The organism is Clostridium autoethanogenum DSM 10061, from assembly GCF_001484725.1.
In the GTDB taxonomy this organism is placed as follows: Bacteria; Bacillota; Clostridia; order Clostridiales; family Clostridiaceae; genus Clostridium_B; species Clostridium_B ljungdahlii.
Genome location: NZ_CP012395.1, coordinates 4,197,617 through 4,224,479, shown reverse-complemented (window position 1 = coordinate 4,224,479; position 26,863 = coordinate 4,197,617). Strand labels below are relative to the sequence as shown.

24 protein-coding genes, 1 pseudogene and 1 riboswitch are annotated in these 26,863 nt (G+C 31.0%); of the genes and pseudogenes, 3 read left to right on the top strand and 22 right to left on the bottom strand.

Annotated elements, in window-relative coordinates:
• Window positions 1-41: 41 nt before the first annotated feature.
• The 12 genes from CLAU_RS19265 to CLAU_RS19210 all read right to left on the bottom strand — a co-directional run bounded on the left by CLAU_RS19265 (window position 42) and on the right by CLAU_RS19210 (window position 13,422).
• Window positions 42-1,505, bottom strand: coding sequence for an aryl-sulfate sulfotransferase (locus tag CLAU_RS19265; protein WP_023163458.1), 1,464 nt, complete (start codon window positions 1,503-1,505; stop codon window positions 42-44).
• Window positions 1,506-1,532: 27 nt separating this feature from the next.
• Window positions 1,533-2,552, bottom strand: a complete 1,020-nt coding sequence (locus tag CLAU_RS19260; protein WP_023163457.1) for an ABC transporter substrate-binding protein — start codon at window positions 2,550-2,552, stop codon at window positions 1,533-1,535.
• Between the two features lie 36 nt (window positions 2,553-2,588).
• Window positions 2,589-3,368: an ABC transporter ATP-binding protein gene (locus tag CLAU_RS19255; protein ID WP_023163456.1), complete on the bottom strand. Its 780-nt coding sequence runs from the start codon at window positions 3,366-3,368 to the stop codon at window positions 2,589-2,591.
• Window positions 3,369-3,390: 22 nt separating this feature from the next.
• Entirely contained in the window at window positions 3,391-4,206 is an 816-nt protein-coding gene (locus CLAU_RS19250; RefSeq protein ID WP_023163455.1) for an ABC transporter permease, read from the bottom strand.
• 245 nt (window positions 4,207-4,451) lie between these two features.
• A riboswitch (SAM riboswitch) is annotated at window positions 4,452-4,556 on the bottom strand.
• 73 nt (window positions 4,557-4,629) lie between these two features.
• The gene (locus tag CLAU_RS19245) at window positions 4,630-5,109 is read right to left on the bottom strand and encodes a HEPN domain-containing protein (protein WP_023163454.1); all 480 of its coding nucleotides are present in this window, start codon (window positions 5,107-5,109) and stop codon (window positions 4,630-4,632) included.
• A 138-nt stretch (window positions 5,110-5,247) separates the two neighbouring features.
• Window positions 5,248-6,426: an ROK family transcriptional regulator gene (locus CLAU_RS19240; protein ID WP_023163453.1), complete on the bottom strand. Its 1,179-nt coding sequence runs from the start codon at window positions 6,424-6,426 to the stop codon at window positions 5,248-5,250.
• 189 nt (window positions 6,427-6,615) lie between these two features.
• A complete protein-coding gene (locus CLAU_RS19235) occupies window positions 6,616-7,983 on the bottom strand; it encodes a sugar porter family MFS transporter (protein WP_023163452.1) in 1,368 nt (455 codons plus the stop codon).
• A 22-nt stretch (window positions 7,984-8,005) separates the two neighbouring features.
• The gene (locus CLAU_RS19230) at window positions 8,006-9,067 is read right to left on the bottom strand and encodes an aldose epimerase family protein (protein ID WP_023163451.1); all 1,062 of its coding nucleotides are present in this window, start codon (window positions 9,065-9,067) and stop codon (window positions 8,006-8,008) included.
• A gap of 15 nt (window positions 9,068-9,082) precedes the next feature.
• A complete protein-coding gene (xylB, locus tag CLAU_RS19225) occupies window positions 9,083-10,585 on the bottom strand; it encodes a xylulokinase (protein WP_029169930.1) in 1,503 nt (500 codons plus the stop codon).
• Between the two features lie 75 nt (window positions 10,586-10,660).
• Window positions 10,661-11,983 (bottom strand): xylose isomerase, encoded by a 1,323-nt coding sequence (gene xylA, locus CLAU_RS19220; protein ID WP_013238479.1) that lies wholly within the window; start codon window positions 11,981-11,983, stop codon window positions 10,661-10,663.
• A gap of 190 nt (window positions 11,984-12,173) precedes the next feature.
• Window positions 12,174-12,680 carry a QueT transporter family protein gene (locus CLAU_RS19215; protein ID WP_013238478.1) on the bottom strand — a complete coding sequence of 169 codons (507 nt, stop codon included), beginning with the start codon at window positions 12,678-12,680 and terminating at the stop codon, window positions 12,174-12,176.
• The gene (locus CLAU_RS19210) at window positions 12,673-13,422 is read right to left on the bottom strand and encodes a hypothetical protein (protein WP_023163449.1); all 750 of its coding nucleotides are present in this window, start codon (window positions 13,420-13,422) and stop codon (window positions 12,673-12,675) included. The genes CLAU_RS19215 and CLAU_RS19210 overlap by 8 nt, the downstream gene beginning before the upstream one ends.
• 541 nt (window positions 13,423-13,963) lie before the next feature.
• On the opposite strand from CLAU_RS19210, the gene CLAU_RS19205 reads away from it, so the two are divergent.
• From CLAU_RS19205 to CLAU_RS19195, 3 genes are all read left to right on the top strand, one after another.
• A complete protein-coding gene (locus CLAU_RS19205) occupies window positions 13,964-14,392 on the top strand; it encodes an EamA family transporter (RefSeq protein ID WP_023163448.1) in 429 nt (142 codons plus the stop codon).
• A 102-nt stretch (window positions 14,393-14,494) separates the two neighbouring features.
• The gene (locus CLAU_RS19200; RefSeq protein WP_023163447.1) at window positions 14,495-15,337 is read left to right on the top strand and encodes a DUF3307 domain-containing protein; all 843 of its coding nucleotides are present in this window, start codon (window positions 14,495-14,497) and stop codon (window positions 15,335-15,337) included.
• A 212-nt stretch (window positions 15,338-15,549) separates the two neighbouring features.
• Window positions 15,550-15,936 carry a SatD family protein gene (locus CLAU_RS19195; RefSeq protein ID WP_013238474.1) on the top strand — a complete coding sequence of 129 codons (387 nt, stop codon included), beginning with the start codon at window positions 15,550-15,552 and terminating at the stop codon, window positions 15,934-15,936.
• Between the two features lie 21 nt (window positions 15,937-15,957).
• On the opposite strand, the gene CLAU_RS19190 is transcribed toward CLAU_RS19195, so the two are convergent.
• The 10 genes and pseudogenes from CLAU_RS19190 to CLAU_RS19145 all read right to left on the bottom strand — a co-directional run bounded on the left by CLAU_RS19190 (window position 15,958) and on the right by CLAU_RS19145 (window position 26,752).
• Window positions 15,958-16,734 (bottom strand): SatD family protein, encoded by a 777-nt coding sequence (locus tag CLAU_RS19190; protein ID WP_013238473.1) that lies wholly within the window; start codon window positions 16,732-16,734, stop codon window positions 15,958-15,960.
• A gap of 653 nt (window positions 16,735-17,387) precedes the next feature.
• A complete protein-coding gene (locus tag CLAU_RS19185) occupies window positions 17,388-18,689 on the bottom strand; it encodes a pyrimidine-nucleoside phosphorylase (RefSeq protein ID WP_023163446.1) in 1,302 nt (433 codons plus the stop codon).
• A 15-nt stretch (window positions 18,690-18,704) separates the two neighbouring features.
• Window positions 18,705-19,886 (bottom strand): phosphopentomutase, encoded by a 1,182-nt coding sequence (gene deoB, locus CLAU_RS19180; RefSeq protein WP_023163445.1) that lies wholly within the window; start codon window positions 19,884-19,886, stop codon window positions 18,705-18,707.
• Between the two features lie 23 nt (window positions 19,887-19,909).
• Window positions 19,910-21,094 carry a NupC/NupG family nucleoside CNT transporter gene (locus CLAU_RS19175; RefSeq protein ID WP_013238469.1) on the bottom strand — a complete coding sequence of 395 codons (1,185 nt, stop codon included), beginning with the start codon at window positions 21,092-21,094 and terminating at the stop codon, window positions 19,910-19,912.
• A 365-nt stretch (window positions 21,095-21,459) separates the two neighbouring features.
• Window positions 21,460-22,104: a deoxyribose-phosphate aldolase gene (deoC, locus tag CLAU_RS19170; RefSeq protein ID WP_013238468.1), complete on the bottom strand. Its 645-nt coding sequence runs from the start codon at window positions 22,102-22,104 to the stop codon at window positions 21,460-21,462.
• A 143-nt stretch (window positions 22,105-22,247) separates the two neighbouring features.
• Complete coding sequence (locus CLAU_RS19165; RefSeq protein ID WP_013238467.1) at window positions 22,248-22,646, bottom strand: cytidine deaminase; 399 nt, start codon at window positions 22,644-22,646, stop codon at window positions 22,248-22,250.
• Window positions 22,647-22,740: 94 nt separating this feature from the next.
• Window positions 22,741-23,677 (bottom strand): annotated as a pseudogene (locus CLAU_RS19160) (sugar-binding transcriptional regulator).
• A 72-nt stretch (window positions 23,678-23,749) separates the two neighbouring features.
• Complete coding sequence (locus tag CLAU_RS19155; protein WP_013238465.1) at window positions 23,750-24,961, bottom strand: ABC transporter permease; 1,212 nt, start codon at window positions 24,959-24,961, stop codon at window positions 23,750-23,752.
• A gap of 1 nt (window position 24,962) precedes the next feature.
• Window positions 24,963-25,670, bottom strand: a complete 708-nt coding sequence (locus CLAU_RS19150) for an ABC transporter ATP-binding protein (RefSeq protein WP_023163443.1) — start codon at window positions 25,668-25,670, stop codon at window positions 24,963-24,965.
• On the bottom strand, window positions 25,667-26,752 hold the full coding sequence (locus tag CLAU_RS19145) for an efflux RND transporter periplasmic adaptor subunit (protein WP_013238463.1): 1,086 nt from the start codon (window positions 26,750-26,752) through the stop codon (window positions 25,667-25,669). Before CLAU_RS19145 ends, CLAU_RS19150 begins: the two co-directional genes overlap by 4 nt.
• Between the last annotated feature and the right edge of the window lie 111 nt (window positions 26,753-26,863).

Sequence of the window (26,863 nt, the reverse complement as noted above, 5' to 3'; positions counted from 1 at the left end):
AATTCCTTGTAAAAATTTTAGATACTATTAACCATTATATTTTAATCTAGCTTATTTTCTTTTTTCAATTCATCGTAAGTTATAACACAAAAGTTTGAATCACTTCCTTCATATTCTTCAGTTTGATCTACAATCGTTTCTTTTTTGCGTCCTGGACCGGCAGCCCCTGGTACCCTAAATTGATTTTTATCAAGCTTTTCTATCGGTTTCTCTACAGGTTTATCAAGTTGAGGTATCCAACTATAGGGTACTCTATATGATCTATAGACCATATTCATCTTAGTAGAACCTTTTCCATCATATGGGCTTATATATTCCCATACTATTTCATGATCCTCTGTAACTTCTATAATACGTCCATCTGAACCTTCTGTTATAAGTGTATTTCCATTTGGCAAACGTTGAGCATTACTTATAAATGGGCTATAAAATCTTGCAGCATCCAGTGGATTTATAAAACCAGCTTCTTCTGGAGTATACTGCCATATTATTTTCAAAGTTATGGGATCAAATTCGATAACTCTGGAATAATCTCTTAAAGCATTCCTATTTCCACTTACAGAACCTGGATTTGGAATACCATAACCTCCCCATCCACCATTATCAAATACAAGTATATTTCCTTCTCCTGGAAGGCCCCTAGGTATCATATGTACATTATGTTGTCCTATTATCCAACCTAGATTAATGAGCTCCTCACTTGTATCATAACGAGGTCCTATCTTCCAGACAATTTTTCCTGTTTTCTTATCTATAATAGCTAAAATATTGGCTTCTCTGCTGTCTAAAATAATATTATCTGGATTAAATCTTTCATCTCCACCATCAAACCATTTGTTAGGTCCTATTAACGATATAGAATTTATGTGAAGCCAATCTCCTATGCCGCCGCCTGCTGTCCTCAGGTTTGGATTACGATATAATATATTTTTAGCTGCTTCATCAAAGCCAAATTCATCAAAATGATCACTGGCATTCCACTTCCATATTATATTTCCATCCCAGTTAACTTCAATAATTTTGTCATCCAGCAATATTTTATCAGATATTCTATCATTTTTTACATTTTCATGACATAAAATGAGAGTATTCCCTTTATCAACTTTTGGTTTCATACCAGGAACATAGTATCCTACTGGATTTCCCTCTCTTTGATAATCATGATGCTGCCTTGCCATCCACTTTGGCTTTTGTCCGGGATCTTCTATATATTCATGCCTATTAAATTTCCAAACTATATTTCCATCCCAATCCACCTGTACAAGGTCAGTCATATCCTGAAATCCATATCTTGAATCCCTTTCTCCTGTACTTCCTATAACATATCCACCTGGTAGTATTTTATTAGGAAATCCATGAAGATTCTTCCAAAGTTGAACCTCCTGACCATTCATATCGATTAATAATGCTCCTATATCTTTTGCTTGAAAAATAGTATAACCATTCCAACATTTTTCAGGATTGTATATTGTAACTCCTGTTGGATAAACACTTGGATATCCCATAACTATCCTCTCCATTCATATTTATAATTATTTTATAGCTTCTTGATAATATGACTTATCTGCCCAACTAACAGTATTAAACTTGTTTGTTATTAAGTTATGATCTAACAAGAACTTTTGCGTTTCATCTAATCTTTTTATTGTATCTTGATTTATCTCCGTTTGTAATACATTAAAATTAGGTGATTCACCACTGTATTGTTGTTTTACAGCCTCCAAACTTAAGCCAGCTTTAGTTAACAATTTATAACTCTCCTCTGGATTTGATTTAAAGTAGTTTCTTGCTTCAATCAACGCTTTGTCTATAGCAACAGGTACTTTGGAATTTTGCTTAATATAACTATCTCTAGCAACTACAATACTCTGAGCACTCATTTCTGGATACTGTCTTGAACTTACAATATTCCTTGCTACTTTTTTAACAGCAGTTAATTGAAGTGCTGAATCATCTGTTAATACAAGTGCATCTAAATTTCCTGAAATAAGTGAAGATTCTGCATCTGTAGTAACATTTACAAGCTGTACGTCTTTATCTGAAAGTCCACTTTTACTTAATATTTCTAATAAAAATTTCTGAGCATATGTTCCCTTTGCAAATCCTATTTTTTTACCTTTAAGATCTTCTACTGTCTTTATTTTAGAATTATTTTGTACAACAATAGTAGAATAAATTTTATTTTGACTTATTCCAATTAAATCTGTTTGCACTCCTTTTGACTTTAACACAACTCCAGGAAAATCTGCATATACTGCAATATCTATTTTATTACTAGTAAGTGCTTCATTTACTGCAGGGCCTTGTCCTGAAAAAGGATTATATTCTACTGTATAACCTATTTTTTTTAATTGTTCCTCAAAAAACTTTTTTTGCTGTGCTATAGCAGCTGCTCCACCTAAAGAATATTGACTTCCAGGATATCCTATTCTAACAACTTTCTTTTCACTATCATTTGTTGAATTACTTGAACTGACTCCACCTTTAGAACATGCTGTAAGTGTAAATATAAAGATCCCTGCAAAAATTACTGATAATAGTTTTCTTTTCATTTATTTATCCTCCAATTTATATAAATTTTAACTATACTAAATTACATAATCCGATACAACGTTATTTTCTACAAAAAATTCACTAAATACATGTTTCCTAAGTACAGAAAAATTATGACTATTTCTATCTCTAGGTCTCGTAATTTCAACAGGTAAGACTTTTTTTATTTTTCCAGGTCTTGAAGACATTATCACAATCCTATCACCTAAATATATAGCTTCATCAATGTCGTGAGTAACCAATATCATAGTAGTTTTTTCTTTTTCCCAAATCTTTAAGATTTCTCTTTGCATTTGTATCCTTGTAAGTGCATCTAATGCACCAAAGGGTTCATCTAAAAGTAAAACTTCAGGTTTATGAACCAACGCCCTTGCAATAGCGGCTCTCTGTGCCATTCCTCCAGATAGTTGATGAGGATATGCATTTTCAAATCCCTTTAATCCAACTAGTTCAATATGGTCCAGCACAAGCTTTTCTTTCTCATCATTAGAAACATCATATAGTCCAAAAGATATATTGTCTTTAATCGTAAGCCATGGCAGAAGCCTGTGATCCTGAAAGACCATTCCAACTTTTGTACCAGGTTCACTTATTTCTCCGCCATTTAAAGTTACAGACCCAATATTATGCTCAACAAGTCCTGCTATAATTTTAAGCAATGTACTCTTCCCACACCCACTATGCCCAACAATACTTATAAATTCTCCTTTTCCAATATGTATATTTATATTTTTAAGAATTTCTATTTCTTTATAATTAACCGTATAACTCTTATCTAAATTTTTTATAATTAAATCTCTATCATTTTCTTCCAAAGTGTACACCTCCTATTAATTATTAGAGTCTTTCCCATCTAGATGCAAAATGTGCTATTTTTCTAAGAATAGTATCCATCAAAACTCCAACTACACCTATTACTATAATTCCAACTATTACAACATCAGACTGCATTAAGCTTCTTGCATCATTTATTCTATAACCTATACCTGAACTTGAAGCTATCATCTCAGCTGCCACTACTGACATCCATGAAGCTCCTGCTCCAAGTCTCAACCCAACAAATATAGATGGAATCGCAGATGGAAGATATACCTTTTTAAACAAATCTACTTTCTTTATCTTATATAATCTTGCTACTTCAAGATACTGCTTTGGGGTATTTTGAATACCATTTATAGTATTTAGTAATATAGAGAAAAAAGCTCCCATTGCTATCATAATAACTTTTGAAGTTTCACCTATTCCAAACCAAAGTATAAACAATGGTATCCATGCCAATGGTGGTATTTGCCTTATTCCATTAAAAACTATAGTAAAAAATTTATTTGTTTTCTCTGAAATTCCCATAATTATTCCCATACTTATACCCAATGTAACTGCAATAAAATATCCTTTAAATACTCTAAACAAGCTTGTAGCCAAATCATTTATTAATTGTCCACTTTTTATCTGTGAAATAAATGATTTTATTACATCTTCAATAGATGGAAGTAATATAGATGAAACTATTTGTAATCTACTAATCAATTCCCATGTAACTAAAATTAAAATAGGAAATAATAGATAATTAATAATTTCTTTTGTCAATTTAGTATGTCCATTCTTTTTATACTTGATTGTTTTAGTATCATCTCTATTAATATCAGTTTCCATATTCAAATCCTCCTTACTTAAACTTTATGGTTATTAATTGAACTATACTTATTACTAATTTGGTAATAAGTAATAACAAAAAAGCCAAGCTTCAACAAACTTAGAAAATCCACTAAAAACGAAAAAGTGTTTTCCAGTTCAAATGAAACTTGACCTCTAGTTTTTCTAGTCAGCCAACTAAAATATTAAATTTACCTATTAAAAAACTTCCTATGGAGAAACCACAGGAAGTTACATTCTCATGTTTCTCATCTTTCAGGTTATCCCTGCTGGAATTAGCACCATTGAATATAAAATATTCAGGTTGCCGGACATCATAGGGCCAGTCCCTCCGTCTCTCTCGATAAGAAGTTATTCAATTAATTTATACATATGATATAACTTTTAAAATACTTTGTCAACATGAAATTTAAATTTTTTACTTTATAGTCTGTTTAACTCTTGTAAATAATCTTTTAAATCATGTAACTTTATATATATCCCACTACAGTCAAGACTACCAAAATCGACCACAGAATAAGAATTATACTTTGAACTATAATAAGGATATCTTAGATTATTATGCAACTGTTGAAATTTAATATTTTGAAGGACATATTTATTCAATTGTTCTTTTATTTGTTGCTGAATATTTTTATCAGGACTTATAATATCTATTAAGAATTCAATAGCACTTTCAATTGAATGAGTTTGATTTCTCTTTCTAAAGTAATCAAGTTTTGGATCAACTAATCTGAAGATTTTGGCACGAATATATTTTTCCATTGCTTGTATAAAAAAATAAATGGCATGTCTATATTCGCATCTTTCCATTAAAATATTTCCAACTTCCTCATCTTTTTTGGCTAGCATATAATATTCATTTGAAACATCAATATTATGACGAATATTTCCTAGATACATATATTTTCCTCCATAAAATATTTATTTTTACGAAAATTATATCATCTTATCTGCTTTACATAAATACTTAATAATTCTTAAGCAAACTTAATAAGTAAAAAAAGAAACACAAATTATAAAATGTGTCTCTTTAATATATCATAATACATTGTCATTTAGGAAAAATATATTTTCCATAGGCAAAAGTGCTGCCCCATATACAGCTGCATTTTCCCCAAGATTTGAAAACATCACATTACACTGACTCTCATCATAAAAACTGTTATCCGTAAATATCTTTTTAATTAGTTCTTTTTCTATGAAATCCTTATAGGGAAATATTTCACCACCTATAAGTATATTTTTAGGATCTAATGTCAATATTATATTTTTAATACCTTCAGCTAAAAAATCAACATATGTATTCAATACTGTTTTTGCTTTTAAATCCATTTCACTTTTCTTTAAAAAATCGTCCAAGTTTCCATTTACATCATTAAATGCTTCCCTGTATGCACCAAGTAGTGCCTTTTTAGAAGCATATAACTCCCAACACCCTTTTCTTCCACAATTGCACCTTTTTCCATCTTTTACGATAGCCATATGTCCAAATTCACCTGCACGTTTATTAAATCCCTTATATACGTTATTTGCTATAACTACACCTGTTCCAATACCTTCTGTAATAGATATAAAAACAAGACTATTTTTTGCATCATTAAAATTAATAAATGTCTCTGCATAAGCTGATGCATTTGCTTCGTTTTCTATAAAAATGGGAAATTTGAAATACCTCTCAAATTTTTTAAAAGATACATTTTTAAAGCCCAAATTAGGTACATTTTTTAATAGGAGTTCTTTTTCATTTACCGTACCAGGTAGGGAAAATCCTATTCCCAGTATTTTATCCGGTGAAATATTAAAATTATTCACCAAATATTCAATAGCCTCTGCCGTTTTAGAAATCACATCAGTAAAATCATATAATTTTTCTGGCATACTAAAGTCTATTTCATGTATTATTTTAAAATTCAAATTTGTAAGTATAATTTTCACCTTATCTTTTGTAATCCACACTCCAAAAGAATATCTGCTGTCCGGCAGGAATTTGAGAATCGTAGGCTTCCTGCCGCCAGTTGACTCTGCAACTCCAGCTTCCTCCAAAAAACCCTGTTCTATAAGTTCATTGCTGTTACTTATAACTGTTGGAATGCTTATATTAAGTTTTTGGGATATTTCCTGCTTTGTAAGTTTATTATTTCTATATAACAAGTTTAATATTTTTTTCTGATTTAATATTCTTATTGTTTCTTGATCTACTGATTTTAATCTACTCATCTTAGTACCACCAATCAAATTTGAAATTATATCTATAATAATTTAATTATATCATTACTGTATGTAATTTTTAAGTAAACATTGTAAACAAGGATAAATTCGTGGATTTTTCTTTATATAAAATGGGTGTTGATGATTTTACACATCAACACCTAAAATTGTAGTTAATAAACATTTTAAATAATCTTTTTAACTAACTTTCTTTCCTTGTTCACCAGCACGTACTCTAAGAGTAGTTTCAATTTCTTCAAGTGATCGATTACGTGTTTCAAACACTTTGTAATGAACAAACCAAATTGCCGCAAAACAAATAACACCATAACCTATGAATAAATTGCCAGTGCCAAAGAAACTTAATAATGTTGGAAATGTTAATGACACTACCGCATTAGAAGCCCAGTTAACTACACTGCCAAATGAATTACCTAATCCACGAATGTTTAATGGGAATACTTCACCAATCATAACCCACATTACAGGTCCCCAGGTAGCTGAGAAGAAAGCAATGTAAACGGTTAATGCAATAACACAAATAATTGAACCAATAAATGAGCCATTAGACAATTTCATTGAGAAGCTCATAATTAATAAAGAGACACCCATTCCAAGGCCACCGTAAATCAACATCTTTTTACGATCAATTTTATCCATAATAGCAACAGCTACAGCTGTAACAATAACATTAAAAATTCCAATTCCGATGTGAGCAAGTAAAGCTGCTTGAACACCAAAACCAACAGCAGTAAAAATAGTTGGTGCATAGTAGAGAACTGTATTACAACCCATAACTTGTTGAAAAATAGCTAAGCCAACAGCAATAACCAATGCTGGATGAACAAATTTACTGAATAACTCGCTAAGTCCACCACTTTTAATTTCAGCTTGTTTCTTAATCTCAACAAGTTCATCATCAACAGCTTTTTGATTATGTTCATTCATCTGATCCAAAACTTCTTTAGCTTCATCAAGCTTTCCATCTTTAACTAAATAACGTGGACTTTCTGGTAATACAAGAGCACCTAAGAAAAGTATTGCAGATGGAATAGCGGCAAAACCAAGCATCCAACGCCAACCAGTATATAAACCTGAGAAACTGTAGTTAGTAATATAAGCTAATAAGATTCCACTCATAACCATTAATTGAAATAAACTTGACATAGATCCACGTTTTTCAGCAGGTGATAATTCTGCTAAGTATGTTGGAATTAATGCTGATGCAGAACCAACTGCCATTCCAAGAATAATACGTGATATAATAAGTGTACTAAATCCTGTTGAAAATGCTGATCCAATTGCTCCAATAAAGAAAATAACTGCTGATAACAAAATCAACTTTCTACGTCCATACCTATCTGACATTGGTCCAATAATTGCAGCTCCAAGAACAGCTCCTACTAATACAGCACTAACAACCCACCCTTGCTGCCATGAATCAAGACTCATTTGTTTTTGGATAAATAAGATTGCTCCTGAAATAACTCCTGTATCATAACCAAATAAAAGACCGCCAAGTGCACCAAAAACATATACCATCGCACTATTAATTTTTACATTCATTAAACCCATCTCCTCTTTTAATTTATATAGTCAAAAATTTATATATTGTCGTATGCCTATAATTTTCTCCTACCTTTAATACAGGTGATGGAAAATTATTATGATTTAACGCATCAGGAAAATATTGAGTTTCAAGACACAATCCACTATTTTTAGTGTAGCAAGTATCTCCCTTACAATTTTCAAATTCATTTAAATAATTTCCCGTATAAAATTGTACTCCTGGTTTAGTCGTATACACTTTCATAACTCTTCCACTACGAGGATCAAGAACCTCTGCTGCCATTTCTAAATTTTTTCCTTTTTTATTTAATATCCAATTATGGTCATATCCATTTCCATAAATTATTTGATCATATTTATTTGATATATTTTTACCTATCGTAGTCAACTTCATAAAATCCATAGGTGTATTCTCTACAAACCTTATTTCACCTGTAGGAACGCTTTCTCTATCATTAGCTGTAAATTTATCTGAATTTATCATTACTTGATGATCCAATATGCTTTTAGACAGATGCCCTGACAAATTAAAGTATGAATGGTTTGTAAGATTAACCACCGTATCCTTATCTGAAACTGCAAAATAATCAATTCTGAGTTCATTATCTCTTTTAATCGTATACACAACTTTAACATTAAGGTTACCTGGATATCCTTCTTCTCCATCTTTACTCGTGTATGATAATTCAAGGCATTCATTTCCATCATCATCTACATATGTCCTTGGTGTCCATAAAACTTTATCAAATCCTGATATTCCTCCATGCAGCTGATTTTCTCCTTCATTTTTAGTCAAATTATATACTTTATCATCTATCTTAATTTCTGCACCTTTTATTCTATTTGCATTACGTCCTATAATTGCTCCAAAGAAAAACTTTCCTTTTATATATCCCTCTAAATTCTTATATCCTAGTACAATATCATCAAGCTTGCCTTCTTTATCCGGCACCGTAAGAGAAATCAATCTTCCACCATAATTTGAAATTTTAACACTCATACTATTCTCATTAGACAATGTAAATATATATGCTTCTTTGTCTTTAGATACTTTTCCAAAAACTTCTTTCATAATCCCCATAATAGTAAGATCTCCTTATATGGATAAGTTATCTATTTCTTTAAACTTATCTTTTAAACAGCTATATAAAGATGAATAAACTTTATATAGTTTATCATACTTTTCAACATTTTCTCTTATAGGCTGTATTTTATCCGTTGTCTTTATCAAAGCTTTACATGCTTCATCTACTGAATTAAAAAGTTTGCATCCAACTGCCGCAAGTATTGCTGCACCATAAGCTGGACCTTCCTTTGAATTTATAATACTTACATTTAAGTTGAAAACATCTGCAATTATCTGTCTCCAAAGCTTACTCTTAGAACCTCCACCACTTATTCTTACTTCCTTCATATCAACATTTAAGTTTTTAAGTATTTCAAGTGAATCTCTAAGAGCAAAAGATACTCCTTCCAAAATGGATCTTGTCATATCTCCTCTTTTATGTGTTACATTTAATCCAATAAAGCTTCCCTTTGCACAAGGATCGTTATAAGGCGTTCTCTCTCCTATTAAATAGGGTAAAAAAAATAACTTATTACTTCCTACAGGAGAACTTTCTGCTTCTGAAAGTAATTTATCAAATACATCTCCACCTATATCTGAATTAGCATTATCAACCCACCATTTAAGGCTTGATGCTGCAGATAGTATTACACCCATTTGATGCCACTTGCCATTGGCGTGGCAAAATGAATGAAGCCTGTTTTCCTTATCTACATAAAACTTTTCACTTGATGCAAAGACAACACCAGATGTTCCAAGTGCTACAGATAATACTCCAGAATCAACTGTTCCAGTACCTATAGCTCCAGCTGCCTGGTCACCTGCTCCAGCTATTACTTTTGTAGATGTTGATAGTCCAGTTTCACTTGATACTTCTTCTGAGACATTACCTACAACTTCATAGGATTCATAAACTTTAGGTAAAACATCTTCTTTTATCTCAAGTAAATCTAATACTTCATTAGACCATTTTCTATTTTTTACATCAAACATTACTGTTCCAGAAGCATCGGACACATCAGATGCAAATTTCCCGGTAAGTTTAAAACTTATATAATCTTTAGGAAGCATCATATGTGCTATTTTAGCATATATATCTGGTTTATTTTCTTTAACCCAAAGTACTTTGGGAAGTGTAAAACCAGTTAAGGCCATGTTACCAGTATACTTTGAAAGTTTATCTTGGCCAAATTCTTTATTTAAGTAATCACACTGTTTTTGTGTCCTTTGATCACACCACAATATGGCCGGCATTAAAACCTTATTTTTATTGTCAAGAATTACAAGTCCATGCATTTGTCCACTAAAACTTATGCCTCTAATAGTTTCCGGTTTTATATTATGATTATTTATAAGTTCTCTAATTCCATCTTTAGTACTATTCCACCAATCATCAGGGTTTTGTTCTGCCCATCCGACCTGAGGATAACTTATACCATAGTCTTTAGATACACTAGTTAAAAGTTCACCTTTTTCATTCATTATGATAAGCTTTACAGAAGAAGTTCCTAAATCAATTCCTAAAAAATTCACAGTAATCTCTTCTTTCATGAAATTATTGGTATTTCAGTAGAGGCAGTTTAAAACCACCCCTACATGTTTTAAATTCTATTTATCCTCAAGTATATATTGATTTACTACTGATTCTAAATATTCTTGTCTTCCTGATTTATTATTTATAACATTATTTTCTAAAGCATATTTTTCTAATTCATCAAATCCTACTTTGCCATCTACTATGTCTTTACCTATTCCTGTAGAAAAGCTTGAATATCTTTCTTTAATAAAGTTTTCAATAGGAGCATCTTGTAATAATTTATATGCAACTCTAAGTCCTTTAGCGAAACTATCCATTCCTGCTATATATGCTAAGAATAAATCTTCTGGTTCAAAAGATGCTCTTCTTACCTTTGCATCAAAGTTCAATCCTCCTGGTGCTATACCGCCATTTTTAAGTACTTCGTACATTGATAATGTTGTATCGTATACATTTGTAGGAAATTGATCTGTATCCCATCCAAGATGTGGATCTCCCTGGTTTGCATCTAAGCTTCCAAGCGCATTATTATTTCTTGCTAGGCATATTTCATGCTGGAAAGTATGTCCTGCTAAAGTAGCATGATTTGCTTCAATATTTATCTTGAAGTAATCTTCTAGCTTGTACTTTCTTAAAAATCCTAAAACAGTTGCTACATCAAAATCATACTGATGTTTTGTAGGTTCCTTTGGCTTTGGTTCTATAAGAAATTGTCCTTTAAATCCTATTTTCTTTGCATAATCTACTGCCATTTGTAGTATTCTAGCAAAGTTGTCCATTTCAAATCCCATGTCAGTATTTAGAAGTGTTTCATATCCTTCTCTTCCACCCCAAAATACATAGTTTTCTCCACCTAATTCATTTGTAACTTCTATTGCTTTTTTTAGCTGTGCTGCTGAATAAGCATAAACATTCGCATTACATGTAGTTCCAGCACCATGTACAAATCTTGGATTATTAAATAAGTTAGCCGTACCCCATAATAATTTTTTATTGTTCTTTTTCATTAAGTCCTTACACATTGCTACTATTTCATCTAAATTTTTATTTGTTTCTGCAAGGTCTTTTCCTTCAGGTGCTATATCTCTATCATGAAAGCAAAAATAATCTATATCTAGCTTGTTCATAAATTCAAATGCTGCTTCCATTCTTGCTTTAGCAAGTTCCATTTTATCGTTTACATTATCCCATGGCCTAACCATTGTTCCTGATCCAAACTGATCAGTTCCATTAGCAGTTAATGTATGCCAGTAAGACATTGAAAATCTTAAATGATCTCTCATCTTTTTTCCGCCAATTACTTCATCAGGATTATAATATTTAAACGAGTAAGGATTTTTCGAATCCGGTCCTTCATAATTTATTTTAGATACATTATTAAAGTACTCTTTCATCACAATCACTCCTTATTTTATTGTTGAATCTAGTATAGCACCTTATTAAAACTTTTTCAAGTGCCTTTATAAAGTTATTTTATTAACATATTTCCTTTATATTTTATATATGTGCTATGTTATTAGTCTTAAATGCAGTAAAAAGGTAGCTTTATACTCAATAAAGCTACCTTTTTAAGGTCTAATATTACTAATTAAATTTTATATTATCTATTTTCTTATTAGGAAATTTTATCTTCATCCTATCTAAAAATGCAGTATTTTTGAAAATCTTTTTAAATACAAAATACCCCAAAACCATTACTATAAGTTCTCCTAATGCCTGAGTAAAAAATGTGTAGAAAAAAGGTACTTTATAAAGTACATGAAGTTCCTCTGCTATAATTGCACTTCCTAAAACAGGCCATATAACTGAAACAAGCATATTTTTCGTTTTCCACATTGCATAAGTTGCCAAAAGAGTAGCAAAGCTTCCAACAAACACATCCACTATACTAAAGCTATAAAAATTTGCAACGGCACATCCTACAGTCAGTGAAATTATATAAAATGGATCTATAAAAGCAAGGAAATTAAGCATTTCACTAACTCTAAGTCCTATTGGACCCCAATAAGAAAGCTGCCCTAGTGCAATAGTTGAAACTATGTATATTGCAGCTACTATAGCTATTTTTACTAATTTATTAGTTCTACTCATTCATTTTACCTCCAACTCCATCTAAATCCGCACCACATCTGGCATCTATATCATCTAATATCTCTACTCTATCATAATAGTTAGTCTGAAGAGATTGGAACAAATGGCTATGGTAAAACTCCTCTATGAGCTCATTATCTCTCTTTACTTTTGTAGTATTTTCACAAAATATATTTATTGTAACTCTTTCAAAATATTTTAGTGCCAATTCTACATCTCTTTGTAATTCCTTAATGTTTTGTCCAACCATACCAAAAAGTAAGTTAACCCAATCAAAATTCTTAAATTCAAATGCTTTTCTATCCCCTATTCCTTTATTTAGCACATTTTCTCTGTAACTTATATCAAAGCTCTCTGCTCCTACTATAAATTTTAATTCTGTAGGTCTAAATTGTTCTCTAAATAGTTTTATATCATTTTCATATTTAACATGACTTTCCATAATCAACTGTCTTATATTTTTGTCCCTGCATAATTTAATAAGCTCAAATACAGTGGCAGCATCTAATTCACTGGCACTTCCAGAATTCATTATCTGAAGTACACCATATTTTCCCGTAACTTTTTCAAGTACTTTATGATTCAATTTGTGATTTCTAAAGGCATTGTAATCCTCATCCAGATGGTAATCACAAAATATACAGTTTCCCCAAAAGCATCCGCTTCCCCTTAGAAGCACTACTTCCCTAGGCAGCCTTTTAGTAACCTGTCCATATCTTTTTAACTTTGGTAAACAATTCATTTAACTTGTCCTCCTTGAATTTGAAAACATGCATATAAGAAATGGAACTATCCTGGACGTGAAAAAAAGGCAGAGATATTTTCCACCTTTTAATTACAAAATAAACTATCTAAATAGCTAATCCCTAGTTTTATTTATAGACAGGATGGTTCCGAACTGTCTTATGCGATTTTTCTCAATTTATTATACGCTATAAAGTATTTAAAATCAAGGGGTCTGAGGGAAATATATATTTTCTATTTTTTAACAAATAATAAGAGATGTTATTAAATGTTAGATTTTACGTTTGCAAAATATGTTTGCAAACAATACTTTAGATTATTATAATATATAACATATTTTCATATTACTTATTGGAGTTATTAATTTATATTGAATTTGTTGACAACTTTTGATATAATTCATATATCGTTTATTAATTAAATGTAAAAAATGTGCTACACAATTTAATGTATTAGCGGAAAGATAAGCCCGGAAAGTAATCTATTTCCGGGCTTTTATATTTTTAACAAAATTTATAAGTAAAGGCAAGGTTAAAATTATGTTTATGTATGTATTTTCAGTTGTACTTATAATTGCAGCAAATATCTTTTATAACATATGTCAAAAAGCAACACCACAAAAAGCAAACCCATTTATAGCATTGTTTGCCACCTATGCAATAGCATCAATAGTAACTTTAATTTTATTTCACTTTTCTAAAACAGATAAAGGATTTTTGGGATCAATTAAAGATTTAAATTGGACTAGCGTAGTCCTCGCTTTTTGTATAGTAGGACTTGAATTTGGATATATCATGGCCTACAGGTCTGGCTGGAGCATAAGTGTATGCCCTCTAGTAGCAAACAGCATTCTTGCAGTTCTGCTCATTCCCATTGGGATATTCATTTTTAAAGAAAATTTTGAATTAAATAAGCTATTTGGAATAATATTCTGTATTATAGGTTTAGTACTGATAAACAGAAATTAAAATGACAAATATTGGCCCGCGTGATATAATTAACCTACTACTTAGTCATTATAGTACTCACTTAGATTTTCTATATACTGAGATATATGGAGGTTAAAATAAGTGGTCTTTTTACAATTAGCTATTTTATCCCACTGCTTAGCAGATTTTATATTTCAAAGTAATGATATTGTACAATTAAGAAAAAGTTCTAATTTAAAGAAGTGTTTAAAAGGTAATATCATCCATGCCATAATCGTATTTAGTATATTATTTACCTTTCTAATTGTTGGATATAAATTTAAAACAACATTGGCTTATTCACTTCTAATAGGGCTTTTTCATTTTACTATTGACTTAATTAAAAATTTACTTTCTCTAAAGATAAAATCTATCCATGATAGACCTATTTGTCATCAAAAAACATCTTTCCTTTATATTATTTTAAGTCCCCTATTCCGATGGATTAATTCCTTAATTTTTATTATAGATCAAATTCTACATGTAGCAGTTATCGCTTTTATTTGGGGACAAACTAGCATACAGAGTAGCGAAAACATTATCAACTGTGTCTACCTCAATAGAACTTCTACTATAGATATTCTAAGTTATTTAATTATATACCTGTATGTATGTTTTGGTGGAAGATTCTTTATAAACGTTGTTATATCTGAACTTTATCTTCAACCATATAAAAATAAAGCAATGAATCTTCAAATCATATCCCCCTTAAAAAAGACCTCCGACAGTGACTATATAGGAATATTTGAAAGATTTATTATAATCACTTTAGTTATCAATGGAGCATATCAGGCAATAGCATTTATATTCACAGCAAAGTCAATAGCAAGGTTCCGTGAATTAGAAGAAAAATTTTTTGCTCAATATTACCTAGTAGGTACTCTATTTAGTACGTCTCTTGGCATCTTAGGTGGAATTTTACTGAAATATATAATCAATAAATAGTTAAATATTTTTTCTCACCAATTTTACTTACAAATCATAAAATATCACAAAAGATAATTTGTGTAAATATCACTTGAAAACGTGTTTTGATTTTTAACTAAACATTGTATGTGTTTTGATTAAAACCTAAACGCGTATAATTTTATTTCACAAGATAACTATGTAACAAAAATAATGCAATGTAAGTATGGTTGCATTCTAGGAGTGATATATTGAACTATTTAACTATGATTTGTGATTTAAGGAAGTCAAGAAAGCTTGTAAATCGAGAAAAAGTTCAGTATCAGTTAATTGACATGTTAAAAGAAACTAATGAAATATTTCAATCAATAATAGTTGTTCCTTTTATTATTACTATAGGTGATGAATGGGAAGGGTTGTTAAATTACGATTGTAATTACATGAAAATCTTAGATTTTTTTCATAAGGAATTAAAATCAATTGACTTTTATTGTGGTATCGGCATAGGACCTGTTTCTATTAAGAATTTTCAATTAACTGTAAATCAATTAGATGGTCCATCATTTTACCTAGCTAGAGATGCTCTTATAGATGCCAAGAAGCAAAACCTGCCTATTGTAGTAAATGCATATTCATAATCTATTCCATTTTATTACTTATTAAATAGAAGTCAATAAATTTATTAATAGCTTTACCATTCCATGGTTTCGTTGAATAGTAAAATATTCAGCACTATTTAACTTTTGACTTATTCCTCCTATAGTCTCATTTAATTTATCTGCATTTTTTTCTATTATTTTTCTATAAGATTTATGCTTCATATATTCAATATATATTATCTTTTGCTTCCGTGTCAGCCTACTTTTTAGAATTTCATTATTTTCTATAACAACGTTTATTATATCATCTAAAGAAATTAATTCATTACAATCTACTACATCCACTGCAACTTCTTCATTAAATGGAATGTTCCCTTTTGTTTTAAGAAAATGATTTTGTACTGATACGTAACTCATTATAGATTTAAAAAAAACCTTATTCGTTTTACTATAAATATATTTTGTCCTTTTTTTAGACGATTGTTTGGCTATATTTATAGCCTCCCGGGCCATTATAAAGCATGAGCCATCCATCCTGCGGGTATCTTCATAAATATCTGTTTTCAGTTCACCTATTCCAATTCCTGAATAAAACTTTACATTATCTTGCCAAAGCAATCTTTGAAAATCATGAATAATATCGTAGCAGTTTTCAGGCTTACTTGTAATAAGCTGCCACTCGTCCCCAAGGGTAAAATTTATTTGAGAAACTAAGCTATCATAGTACTTTTGATGTATCACGCCAAAATACTTTTTTAACTTTTGCTGCAACATCTCACGATTTGGTATATTTCTAGAATCAACAATATCCATTGTTACTACACCATACAACTTCAACTTAGTTTTCTCCCTTCAACCTAAAAACAATTTTAACCATATTATACCACATAAATTCTCCAAATAGTAGAAAATAAAAAAACTATATAGAGTTTATAAACGAAAAATCAACTTATACTCCGGATATTTTCTACAACCTTCAGCTCGATTAAATACTTTGATAAGGCTAAGGAAAAAATTTAAAAAATACTGAGAACTTTTGAAAACTCGTACCTCAAACAATTCAAAAGTTCTAAATTTTTAAAAGATTTTTTTCTAAGCCTTATATACAAAATATTTAAAAGAGCTTCATTATTGTAAAAATATGCCTGCGTATAAGTTGATTTTTTAGTTAGAATGTTCATATATAGATCGTAAAGTTTAATTGTGAAGTAACTATCTATACGAGCTATACGAGGGTTTCTGCTTGAAATTTGAACTTATGCATAAAATATACTGACAAAATTGAAATCACATTTAAAAACTTTTCCATAAGTCTTAGTGAGGTATTTTAGAAAATCTTAGGGGCTTATATATGTCTGAGGTACGAGTTTATATAAGCTCCTTTAGATTTTTAAAATACTGAACTTTAGACTTATTAAAAGTTTTTAGTGTGATGAAATTTGTCAGTATGTGGCTAGCATAAGTCAACTTTCAAACTAGAAACTCTATTATTATTCTGTTATAATCTTGTGGATCAGAACTGGTTTTTCTGCATGAGCACTGATAGTGATATTCTCGTAAATCTTAGCTTTTACATCTTCTACATCTTCACGGTCTGAATAAATAGTCATAAGTGATTCACCTTTTTCTACCTTATCTCCAACTTTTTTATTAAGAACTATTCCTACAGCTAAATCAATTTTATCTTCTTTTGTAGCTCTTCCCGCACCTAAAAGCATTGCTGCTATACCAATTTGGTCAGCTACCATATTTGAAACATATCCTCCTTCCTTTGCAGGAACAGGTATTTTATATTTTGCTTGAGGTAATTTTTCAGGATTGTCCACAACTGATGGATCTCCACCTTGATTTTTAAGGAATTCCTTGAATTTTTCTAGTGCTTTACCACTCTTTATTGCTTCGAGTAATTTCTCTCTTGCTTCTTCTAACGTCTTTGCCTTTTTACCAAGTACAACCATCTGGCTTCCAAGAGTTAAAACAAGCTCTGTTAAATCTTCTGGTCCTTCTCCTTTTAATGTATCAATAGCTTCTTTTACTTCAAGAGCATTTCCAATTGCAAATCCCAAAGGTTGAGACATATCAGAAATTATTGCCATAGTCTTTCTACCTACATTATTGCCTATTTTAACCATAGCATGTGCAAGTTTTTCTGAATCTTCTTCCGTCTTCATGAAAGCTCCTGCACCAGTTTTAACATCAAGTACTATTGCATCTGCTCCTGCTGCAATCTTCTTGCTCATTATTGAACTTGCAATTAGTGGAATTGAATTTACAGTTCCAGTTACATCACGAAGAGCATATAACTTTTTATCTGCTGGAGTTAAATTACCAGTTTGGCCCATAACTGCAACTTTACTGTTGTTAACAAAATCAATAAATTGTTCTTTTGTAAGTTCAACATGGAATCCTTTTACTGATTCAAGTTTATCAATAGTTCCACCTGTATGTCCAAGTCCACGTCCTGACATCTTTGCAACAGGTACGCCTAGAGATGCAACCATAGGTGCAAGAACAAGTGTTGTTGTATCTCCTACTCCACCTGTTGAATGTTTATCAACTTTTACACCCTCAATTGCTGAAAGATCAATAGTTTCTCCAGAATGAACCATTGCCATAGTAAGATCTGCTCTCTCACGATCAGTCATATCCTGAAAGTAAATTGCCATTGCAAGTGCACTTGCCTGGTAATCAGGAATTGAGCCTTTAGTATAACCTTCTATAAAAAATTTAATCTCTTCTGTAGTTAATTCTCCTCCTTCACGTTTCTTTTCAATTATGTCTACCATTCTCATTTTTACATACCACCTTTATATTAATTTTTGTAAAAAGCTTTCGCCATATTTAGGCATCTTAACTTTAAAGTTATCTGTAATTGTTGCACCTATATCTGAAAAAGTTCTACGTATTCCTAGATCTTTACCTTCTTCAAATCTCTTTGAATAAACAAGTAAAGGTACAAATTCCCGAGTATGATCTGTTCCAGTATATGTTGGATCATTACCATGATCTGCTGTAACTATAAGTAAATCATCTTCCCTTAACTTTTCAAATACTTCAGTGAGTCTTTTATCAAATGCTTCTATAGCATCTCCATATCCTATTGGATTACGTCTATGTCCATAAACTGCATCAAAATCAACTAAATTAGTAAAGCTGAGGCCATGAAAATCTTCATCAAGTACAGAAATAAACTTATCCATACCATCCATGTTTGATTTAGTTCTAATTGCTTTTGTGACTCCTTCACCATCAAATATATCTCGAATTTTTCCAATAGCAATTGAATCCAAACCTGCATTCTTTATATAATCCATTACTGTTTCACCAAAAGGTTTTAATGCATAATCATGTCTATTTGAAGTTCTCTTAAATGTATCCGCTGTTTTTCCAACATACGGTCTAGCAATTATTCTTCCTAATTTATATGGTTCATCTAGTGTTATATCACGGCAATATTGACATATTTTATATAACTCATCCAGTGGTATAACTTCTTCATGTGCTGCAATTTGAAGTACAGAATCTGCAGATGTATATACTATAAGCTCTCCGGTCTTAAGCTGTCTTTCTCCAAGTTCTTTTATAATTTCCGTTCCACTAGCTGGCTTATTTGCTATAACTTTTCTTCCAGAGAAATCCTCAATCTTCTTAATTAATTCATCTGGAAAACCATTAGGGAAAACTCTAAATGGCTTATCAATATACAGCCCCATCATTTCCCAATGCCCTGTCATAGTATCTTTTCCACGTGAAGATTCCTGCATTTTTGTAAAATAAGCTTTTGGATGAGCAGCCCTTTTTACTCCCTTGATTTCATATATATTAGATAATCCCATAGCTTCCATGTTAGGTATATTTAATCCGTTCTTTTTTTCCGCAATGTGCGCTAATGTATTAACGCCAACATCACCAAATTTTTCTGAATCTGGTGCCTCGCCAATGCCAACAGAGTCCATAACTATTACATGTATTCTCTTAAATTCATTCATCAAAATCACTCCTTACATATATATTATACAATTAATCCAACAATAGTTGCTGTAAGTACACTTACTAGTGTTGCTCCATATAATAATTTTAATCCAAAACGTGCAGCTACATTGCCTTGTTTTTCATTCAATCCTTTAACTGCACCTGCTATAATTCCAATTGATGAGAAATTTGCAAATGAAACTAGAAATACAGATACTATAGCTGTTGCTCTATAGGATAAGCCAAGATTTCCCTGTGCAAGTGTAGTCATTGCAACAAACTCATTTGATACAAGTTTTATTGCCATTATACCCCCTGCTTTTACTGCTTCATTAAATGGTACACCCATAAAAAATGCAAATGGAGAGAAAATGTATCCAAGAATATCCTGGAATGAAATACCACATATTCCTTTAAATATTGCATTAATTAATGCAATTATTGAGACAAATCCAATTAACATTGCTCCAACTGTAATAGCAACTTTAAATCCATCCATGATGTATTCACCGAGCATTTCAAAGAATGACTGTTTTTCCTTCTCTTCAACCTCTAAAATGTCATCTTCCGGTTTTACAGTATATGGATTTATAATTGAAGCTATAATGAATCCACCAAATAAATTTAATATAAGTGCTGTTACTACATACCTAGGTTTTATAAGAAGCATATAAGAACCAACAACAGAAGCCGATACTGTTGACATAGCTGATGCACAAAGAGTATATAGACGATTTTTAGGCAATAAACCAAGCTGCTTCTTTACTGAAATAAATACCTCTGATTGTCCAAGAATTGCTGATGCTATTCCATTATAAGATTCCAATTGGCCCATACCGTTTACTTTACTCAATGCTAATCCAACATACTTAATTATAAAAGGTAGTATCTTACAATATTGTAGTATACCAATTAAAGCTGAAATAAACACGATTGGCATAAGAACATTTATAAAAAATACTGAGGTTACTCCTTTATTTACCATGCCACCAAATACAAAGTTTACACCTTCTGACGCACATTTAAGAAGTGCTCCAAAACCATTTGCTACTCCACCTACTAAAATATTACCTATTTCAGTATTTAACAAAATAAATCCAAAAATAAATTGTAAGACAACCATTATAATTATAGGCTTTATCTTTACACTTTTCCTATCATTGCTGCCAAGTAGCGCAAGTCCAGCTACAATGGCTAGTCCAATAATTCCAATAATAAATTTCATTTTGTGTATCCCTCCTTAAATACTTTTAACTAAAATGTCCAAATCTTCAAATAACGATTACATTTATAAATATAATTTTTTAAATTGATAGTAATTTAGTAACTTACGCAATTTAAAAAAATTGCGAAACAATTTTCTTAAAGAACAAAGTTCAAAGTTCAAATATCAAATAAGGATAATTTTCTTCCTAACGTCAGAAAATATTAGAATTATAGATTTCCTGAGGTATGAGGGAAATCATCTTTATCTGTTCTTTGTTATTTGAACTTTGTATTTTGCTTATATTAAGTCTACATTTTGTATATGTGAAAGTTGAGTTATTAATATATAAGCATAGCTTCTACTAATAGAGTCCATACAAATATTTATTCAGATACAATAGTAATACCTGCACTTGCACCTATACGACTTGCTCCTGCTTCAATCATATCTAAAGCCTCTTGTTTAGTATGGATACCACCAGATGCCTTAACTCCCATATCTTTTCCTACTGTTTCACGCATGAGTTTAACATCTTCTACTTTAGCTCCATACTTTGAGAACCCCGTTGATGTTTTTACAAAATCTGCTCCTGCTTTTTTAGCTATCTTACAAGCTCTAACTTTCTCTTCTTGTGTTAAAAGGCAAGTTTCTATAATAACTTTTACTAATGCCTTTCCTTTTGCAGCTTCTACAACAGACTTTATATCATTTTCTATATACACATCATTTTTATCCTTTAATTCTCCAATATTAATGACCATATCAACTTCCTGCGCACCATTTTTGATTGCATCTTTTGCTTCAAACACTTTTGTTTCAGTTGTATTAGCCCCAAGAGGAAATCCAATAACCGTACATACCTTAACTTCACTACCATGTAACTTCTCACTTGCTAGTTTAACCCATGTCGGATTTACACAAACTGAAGCAAAGTCATACTTCTTTGCTTCTTCCGTCAATTTAATTATCTGACTTTTCGTTGTTTCCGGTTTTAACAATGTATGGTCAATCATTTTAGCAATATTCATAATAAATCTTCCTTTCATACAGTAATTCATAATAAATTTTAGCATTTGTAAAGCTTATTATGAAATTTTGTTCATACGTTTTCAAATTAAAAGTATTCTTTTTAGCTTGATTTCAAAATAAAAGAACACCTTTATAGTTTATACTATTTATTTAAATCTTCTTTGGTAAAGGCTCCTGGTAATAATTCATCTAATGTCTTAACTATATATTCACTTTCACCTTTTCCAAGTATTATCTCTGCATCCTTTGAAGCAAACTCTGCTATAACCTGTCTGCAAACTCCACAAGGATATGTATAATCGTTTTCTACTCCTACAATGGCAATCGCTTTTATAGCTCTATTTCCTTCCGATATAGCTTTAAATATTGCAGTTCTTTCTGCACAATTTGTTGCACCATATGAAGCATTTTCTATATTACAACCTGTATAAACCTTTCCATCTTCGGCAAGTACAGCTGCTCCAACTTTAAAGTTGGAATAAGGAGCATAAGCATTTTTTCTTCCTTCAAAAGCCTTAGAAACTAAATTTTTATAATCCATCAAATTTGTATCCTCCCCTCAATTTCTATTACACATACATAATAAATCTTTTTTGAACATTTGTAAATAGGTATATGAAATTTAGTTCATATACCTATTTTAAAAGTTTCCTGGCAGTATATTTATCTGTAATCAATATATTAGCATTTTTTCCTTTTAAGGCTCCTTTAATTGCCTCAACTTTATGTGATCCCCCTGCAACTAAGATTGCCTTTTCCTTTTTCTTTAAATTTTCTAGTGATATCCCTTATAGTACGATTATTTATGTCTTCATCACAAATCTTACCGTTTTCGTCAAAGAATCTCGAACAAATATCTCCTACACCTTCTTGTTTTAACTTCTTTTTCTCTGAATCATTTAGATATCCTAGTTGAAATAGTAATGCCTCATCCCTTACAGTACCAACTGTAAAAATTGCTATATTGGCATTTGCTCCCATTTCTATAATACTGTTAATATTCCTATCATGCTCAACCATTTCCTTTATAGTTGAATTGTCAAAAATCACAGGCAAAGGCAAATACCTTGGTATCGTATGAAATGCTTCTGCAAATAGTTCAATAGTTTCAAAAGCATATGTATTTACTTCTGAATAACTAATACCCCCTTTTAGCTGAATCACTTCTATTCCCTTAAGATTTTTAGGCTCAAGATTCTTTGCAACTTCATACATAGTAGTTCCCCAACTTACTCCAAGCATATCACCATTTTTTAAAATTTCACTTAAATATTCTGCTGCCTCTTTGCCAATATACTCTCTTATAAGTTCATAATCATCCTTTGGCGAAAAAGCAACGCGAACATCTCTTAATCTATATTTTTCCTTTAATTGATGTGACATATTATCTAAATCATCAAAAGGATCTACAATATCAATCTTTACAAATCCCTTTTCTTTAGCATATTGCAAAAGCCTAGATACAGTAGGCCTTGATATTCCAAGTTGGGATGCAATTTGCTGTTGACTATAATCTGACTTATAATATAACCTTGCTGCTTCAATACTCAATTGCTGCTTTTCGCTGTCCATAAATTCACTCCCTGTACTTTAACTTTCTTCTAATCATATTATATAGCCTTTTTAAAACAAATCAAAAAATTTTTATTCATATCTTAAAGCTTCAATAGGATCTAATTTTGCTGCCTTGCTTGCCGGGTACAGCCCAAAGAATATACCTATTGCTGATGAAAATGAAAATGCTATAAATATTATTTTAAATGACACTGGTACGGGCATCTTTAAGAAAGATCCTGCAATTTTACCTATTGTTATACCTAATATAGTTCCAATAGTTCCACCTATAAGGCACAGTATTATAGACTCCATTAAAAATTGTACTTTTATGTCTCTAGTTTTTGCTCCAATAGCTTTTCTTATGCCTATTTCTCTAGTTCTCTCTGTCACAGATACAAGCATTATATTCATAACACCTATACCACCAACTAAAAGTGATATAGCTGCAATAGCACCCAATACACCTGTTATAACAGATAATGATTTATTTAGATTTTCAAGCTCTTTAAATCCAGTTTGAGCTGTGTACTTGTTTTTGTTTTGATGTTTATTTTCAAGAATTTTTACCATTTTGGAACTTATTTCTTCAGCCTTACTCATGTCAGACAACATCACTGACATATAACCAATATCGGTATTTGTAAGTATTCTATCTGCAATAGTTATAGGTATAAATATTGAACCGGGAGCATTATCTGACATGGACCCGAGATTACCATTTGGATCTTTACATACTCCAACTATATTTAAATCTATATCTTGGTCATCTGAACTTAATTCAATACTTTCTCCAAGAGCATCATTTGTATTGTGAAATAATTTTGCAGCTGTTTTTTCATCTATAACTGCTGCAGTTGACCTTATATCTACATCATGTTCTTTTAAAAACCTTCCATTAACCATTTTTATATTTGAAAGTTTATCGTAACCTTCTGTTGATGCCACAATTTGGACACGCTTGGATTTATTTTCAAGCTTCAAATTTCCATCTCCTCCGAGCGTAGGAACAACTGATGTAACTTCAGGTATTTTCTCCTTTATAAGGTCTATATCATCCATAGTAAAATAATCTCTTTTTTCTATAGCACTATCTGAAGACTGATTAAGCTGGAGATTGATTACGTTACTACCCATGCCCTGAAATTGTCCTGTAATATATTGTTTTGCTCCAGCACCCATAGACACTATAGTAATTACAGAGGATATTCCAATTATTATTCCCAGCATAGTTAAAAAGGATCTTAATTTATTTGATTTTATACTTTGTAGTGCAGATTGAAAGCTTTCTTCAACATTCATATTACTTCTTCCCCCCAACTATAGTTCTTCTTTCTACTGGATTATCTGAAATTATAGCTCCATCCTTAAAAACTATGGTTCTTTTTGTATGCATGGCTATGTCAGGTTCATGTGTAACCATAACAATAGTTACTCCTTCATCATTTAATTGCTGAAAAATCTCCATTATTTCTTCACTAGAAATACTATCCAAGTTTCCTGTAGGTTCATCTGCAAGTATTATAGATGGATCATTTACTAAAGCTCTTGCAATAGCTACCCTCTGTTTTTGTCCACCAGACATTTCATTAGGTTTATGATGAAGTCTATGAGATAATCCAACTCTATCTAGAGCCCATTTAGCTTTTTTCTCTCTCTCTTTTTTAGATACTCCTGCATACATCATGGGCAATTCCACATTAGCTATAGCTGTAAGTTTGGGAAGTAAGTTAAATGCTTGAAATACAAAACCTATTTTCTTGTTTCTTATATCAGCTAGACTGTTATCATCTAATGATGATATATCTACACCATCTAAATAATATTTTCCATCTGTAAGTTTATCTAAACAACCAAGTACATTCATAAGAGTAGACTTACCTGATCCTGATGCCCCCATTATAGCTACATATTCTGTCTTTTCAATTTCTAAATTAATTTCCTTTAAAGCCTTAAGTTTTACAGCACCAGTATCATATATCTTAACTAAATTCTCCAATTTAATTATCACTTATTGTTCCCTCCTGCTTGAGTCTCTACAATATCTCCATCTTTAAGAGTATCCGGAGGATTTGATACATATTTTTCTCCTTCATTAAGACCATCTATAACTTCCATATAATCATCTGTCTCTATGCCTGTGCTTATATATCTTTTTGAAATCTTATTTTTGCTATTCACTATGTAAACATATTTCTTCTTTGTACCTTTTTCTTCTTTCACACTATCAAAGCCCATACAAACTACATTTCTTTTTTCATTAAATACAATTTCTGCATCTGCTTCATAACCTACTTTTATACTATCATCTGCATTATCTAGAGTTACTATCACATTTACTTTAGCTTCCTGATTGGTGGCTTTAGCATCAGCCTTAACTTGAGCTATTTGTCCTACATCTGTAACGGAACCAGTATACTTTTTTTGATCATTACCTTTTATTTTAACAATAGCCTTTTGTCCTTTTGCAACTTTCATAGCATCATATTGACTCATATCTATAGAAACTTTGTATTGTGAAATATCATCTACAATAATCATATCTCCTGCTTTAGGGACTTGATTTTCCTTAGCGTCAACTCTCATTACTCTTCCATCTACATTAGATCTTATATTACTTTGTTCTATCTTTGCATTTAAATTGTCTATTTCAGCTTTAATAGAATCTGTTTGATTTCCTGCATTATCTTTGCTAGTCCCTGGTACCGCTTGTGCTTGTGACTGTGATACTGCATTTTGAGCATTCTTTAAATCAATCTTTAGCTTTTTTAGTTCACTGTCATAGTCAGATGTATCCATTTGAACTAAAATATCTCCCTTTGTAACCTGTTGCCCTTCAGTTACTAAAACCTTTGATACCTTCTGGGTATTATTTAAAGTTATATCATTGCTATATTTCGGTTCTATGCTTCCTGAAACCGTAGTACTTTGAACTATATTTCTTTTAATTACCTTAGATATAGTTACTTTCTTACCTTGTGATTTCCTCGACTTTACATAAGAAGATATTCCTATAGCTGTAATTATAAATATAACGGCTACTATAATTGCTAATTTTTTTTTGTTTTTTGCAAAATTCAATTTAAGTTTCATTTATTTTCCTCCCCATTTTTTCTACAATCTTACTAAAAATTATAAACCTTTTTCCAAACTATTGATATAAAGATAAAACTGACACTGTACAAAAACAATGCCAGCTTGTCT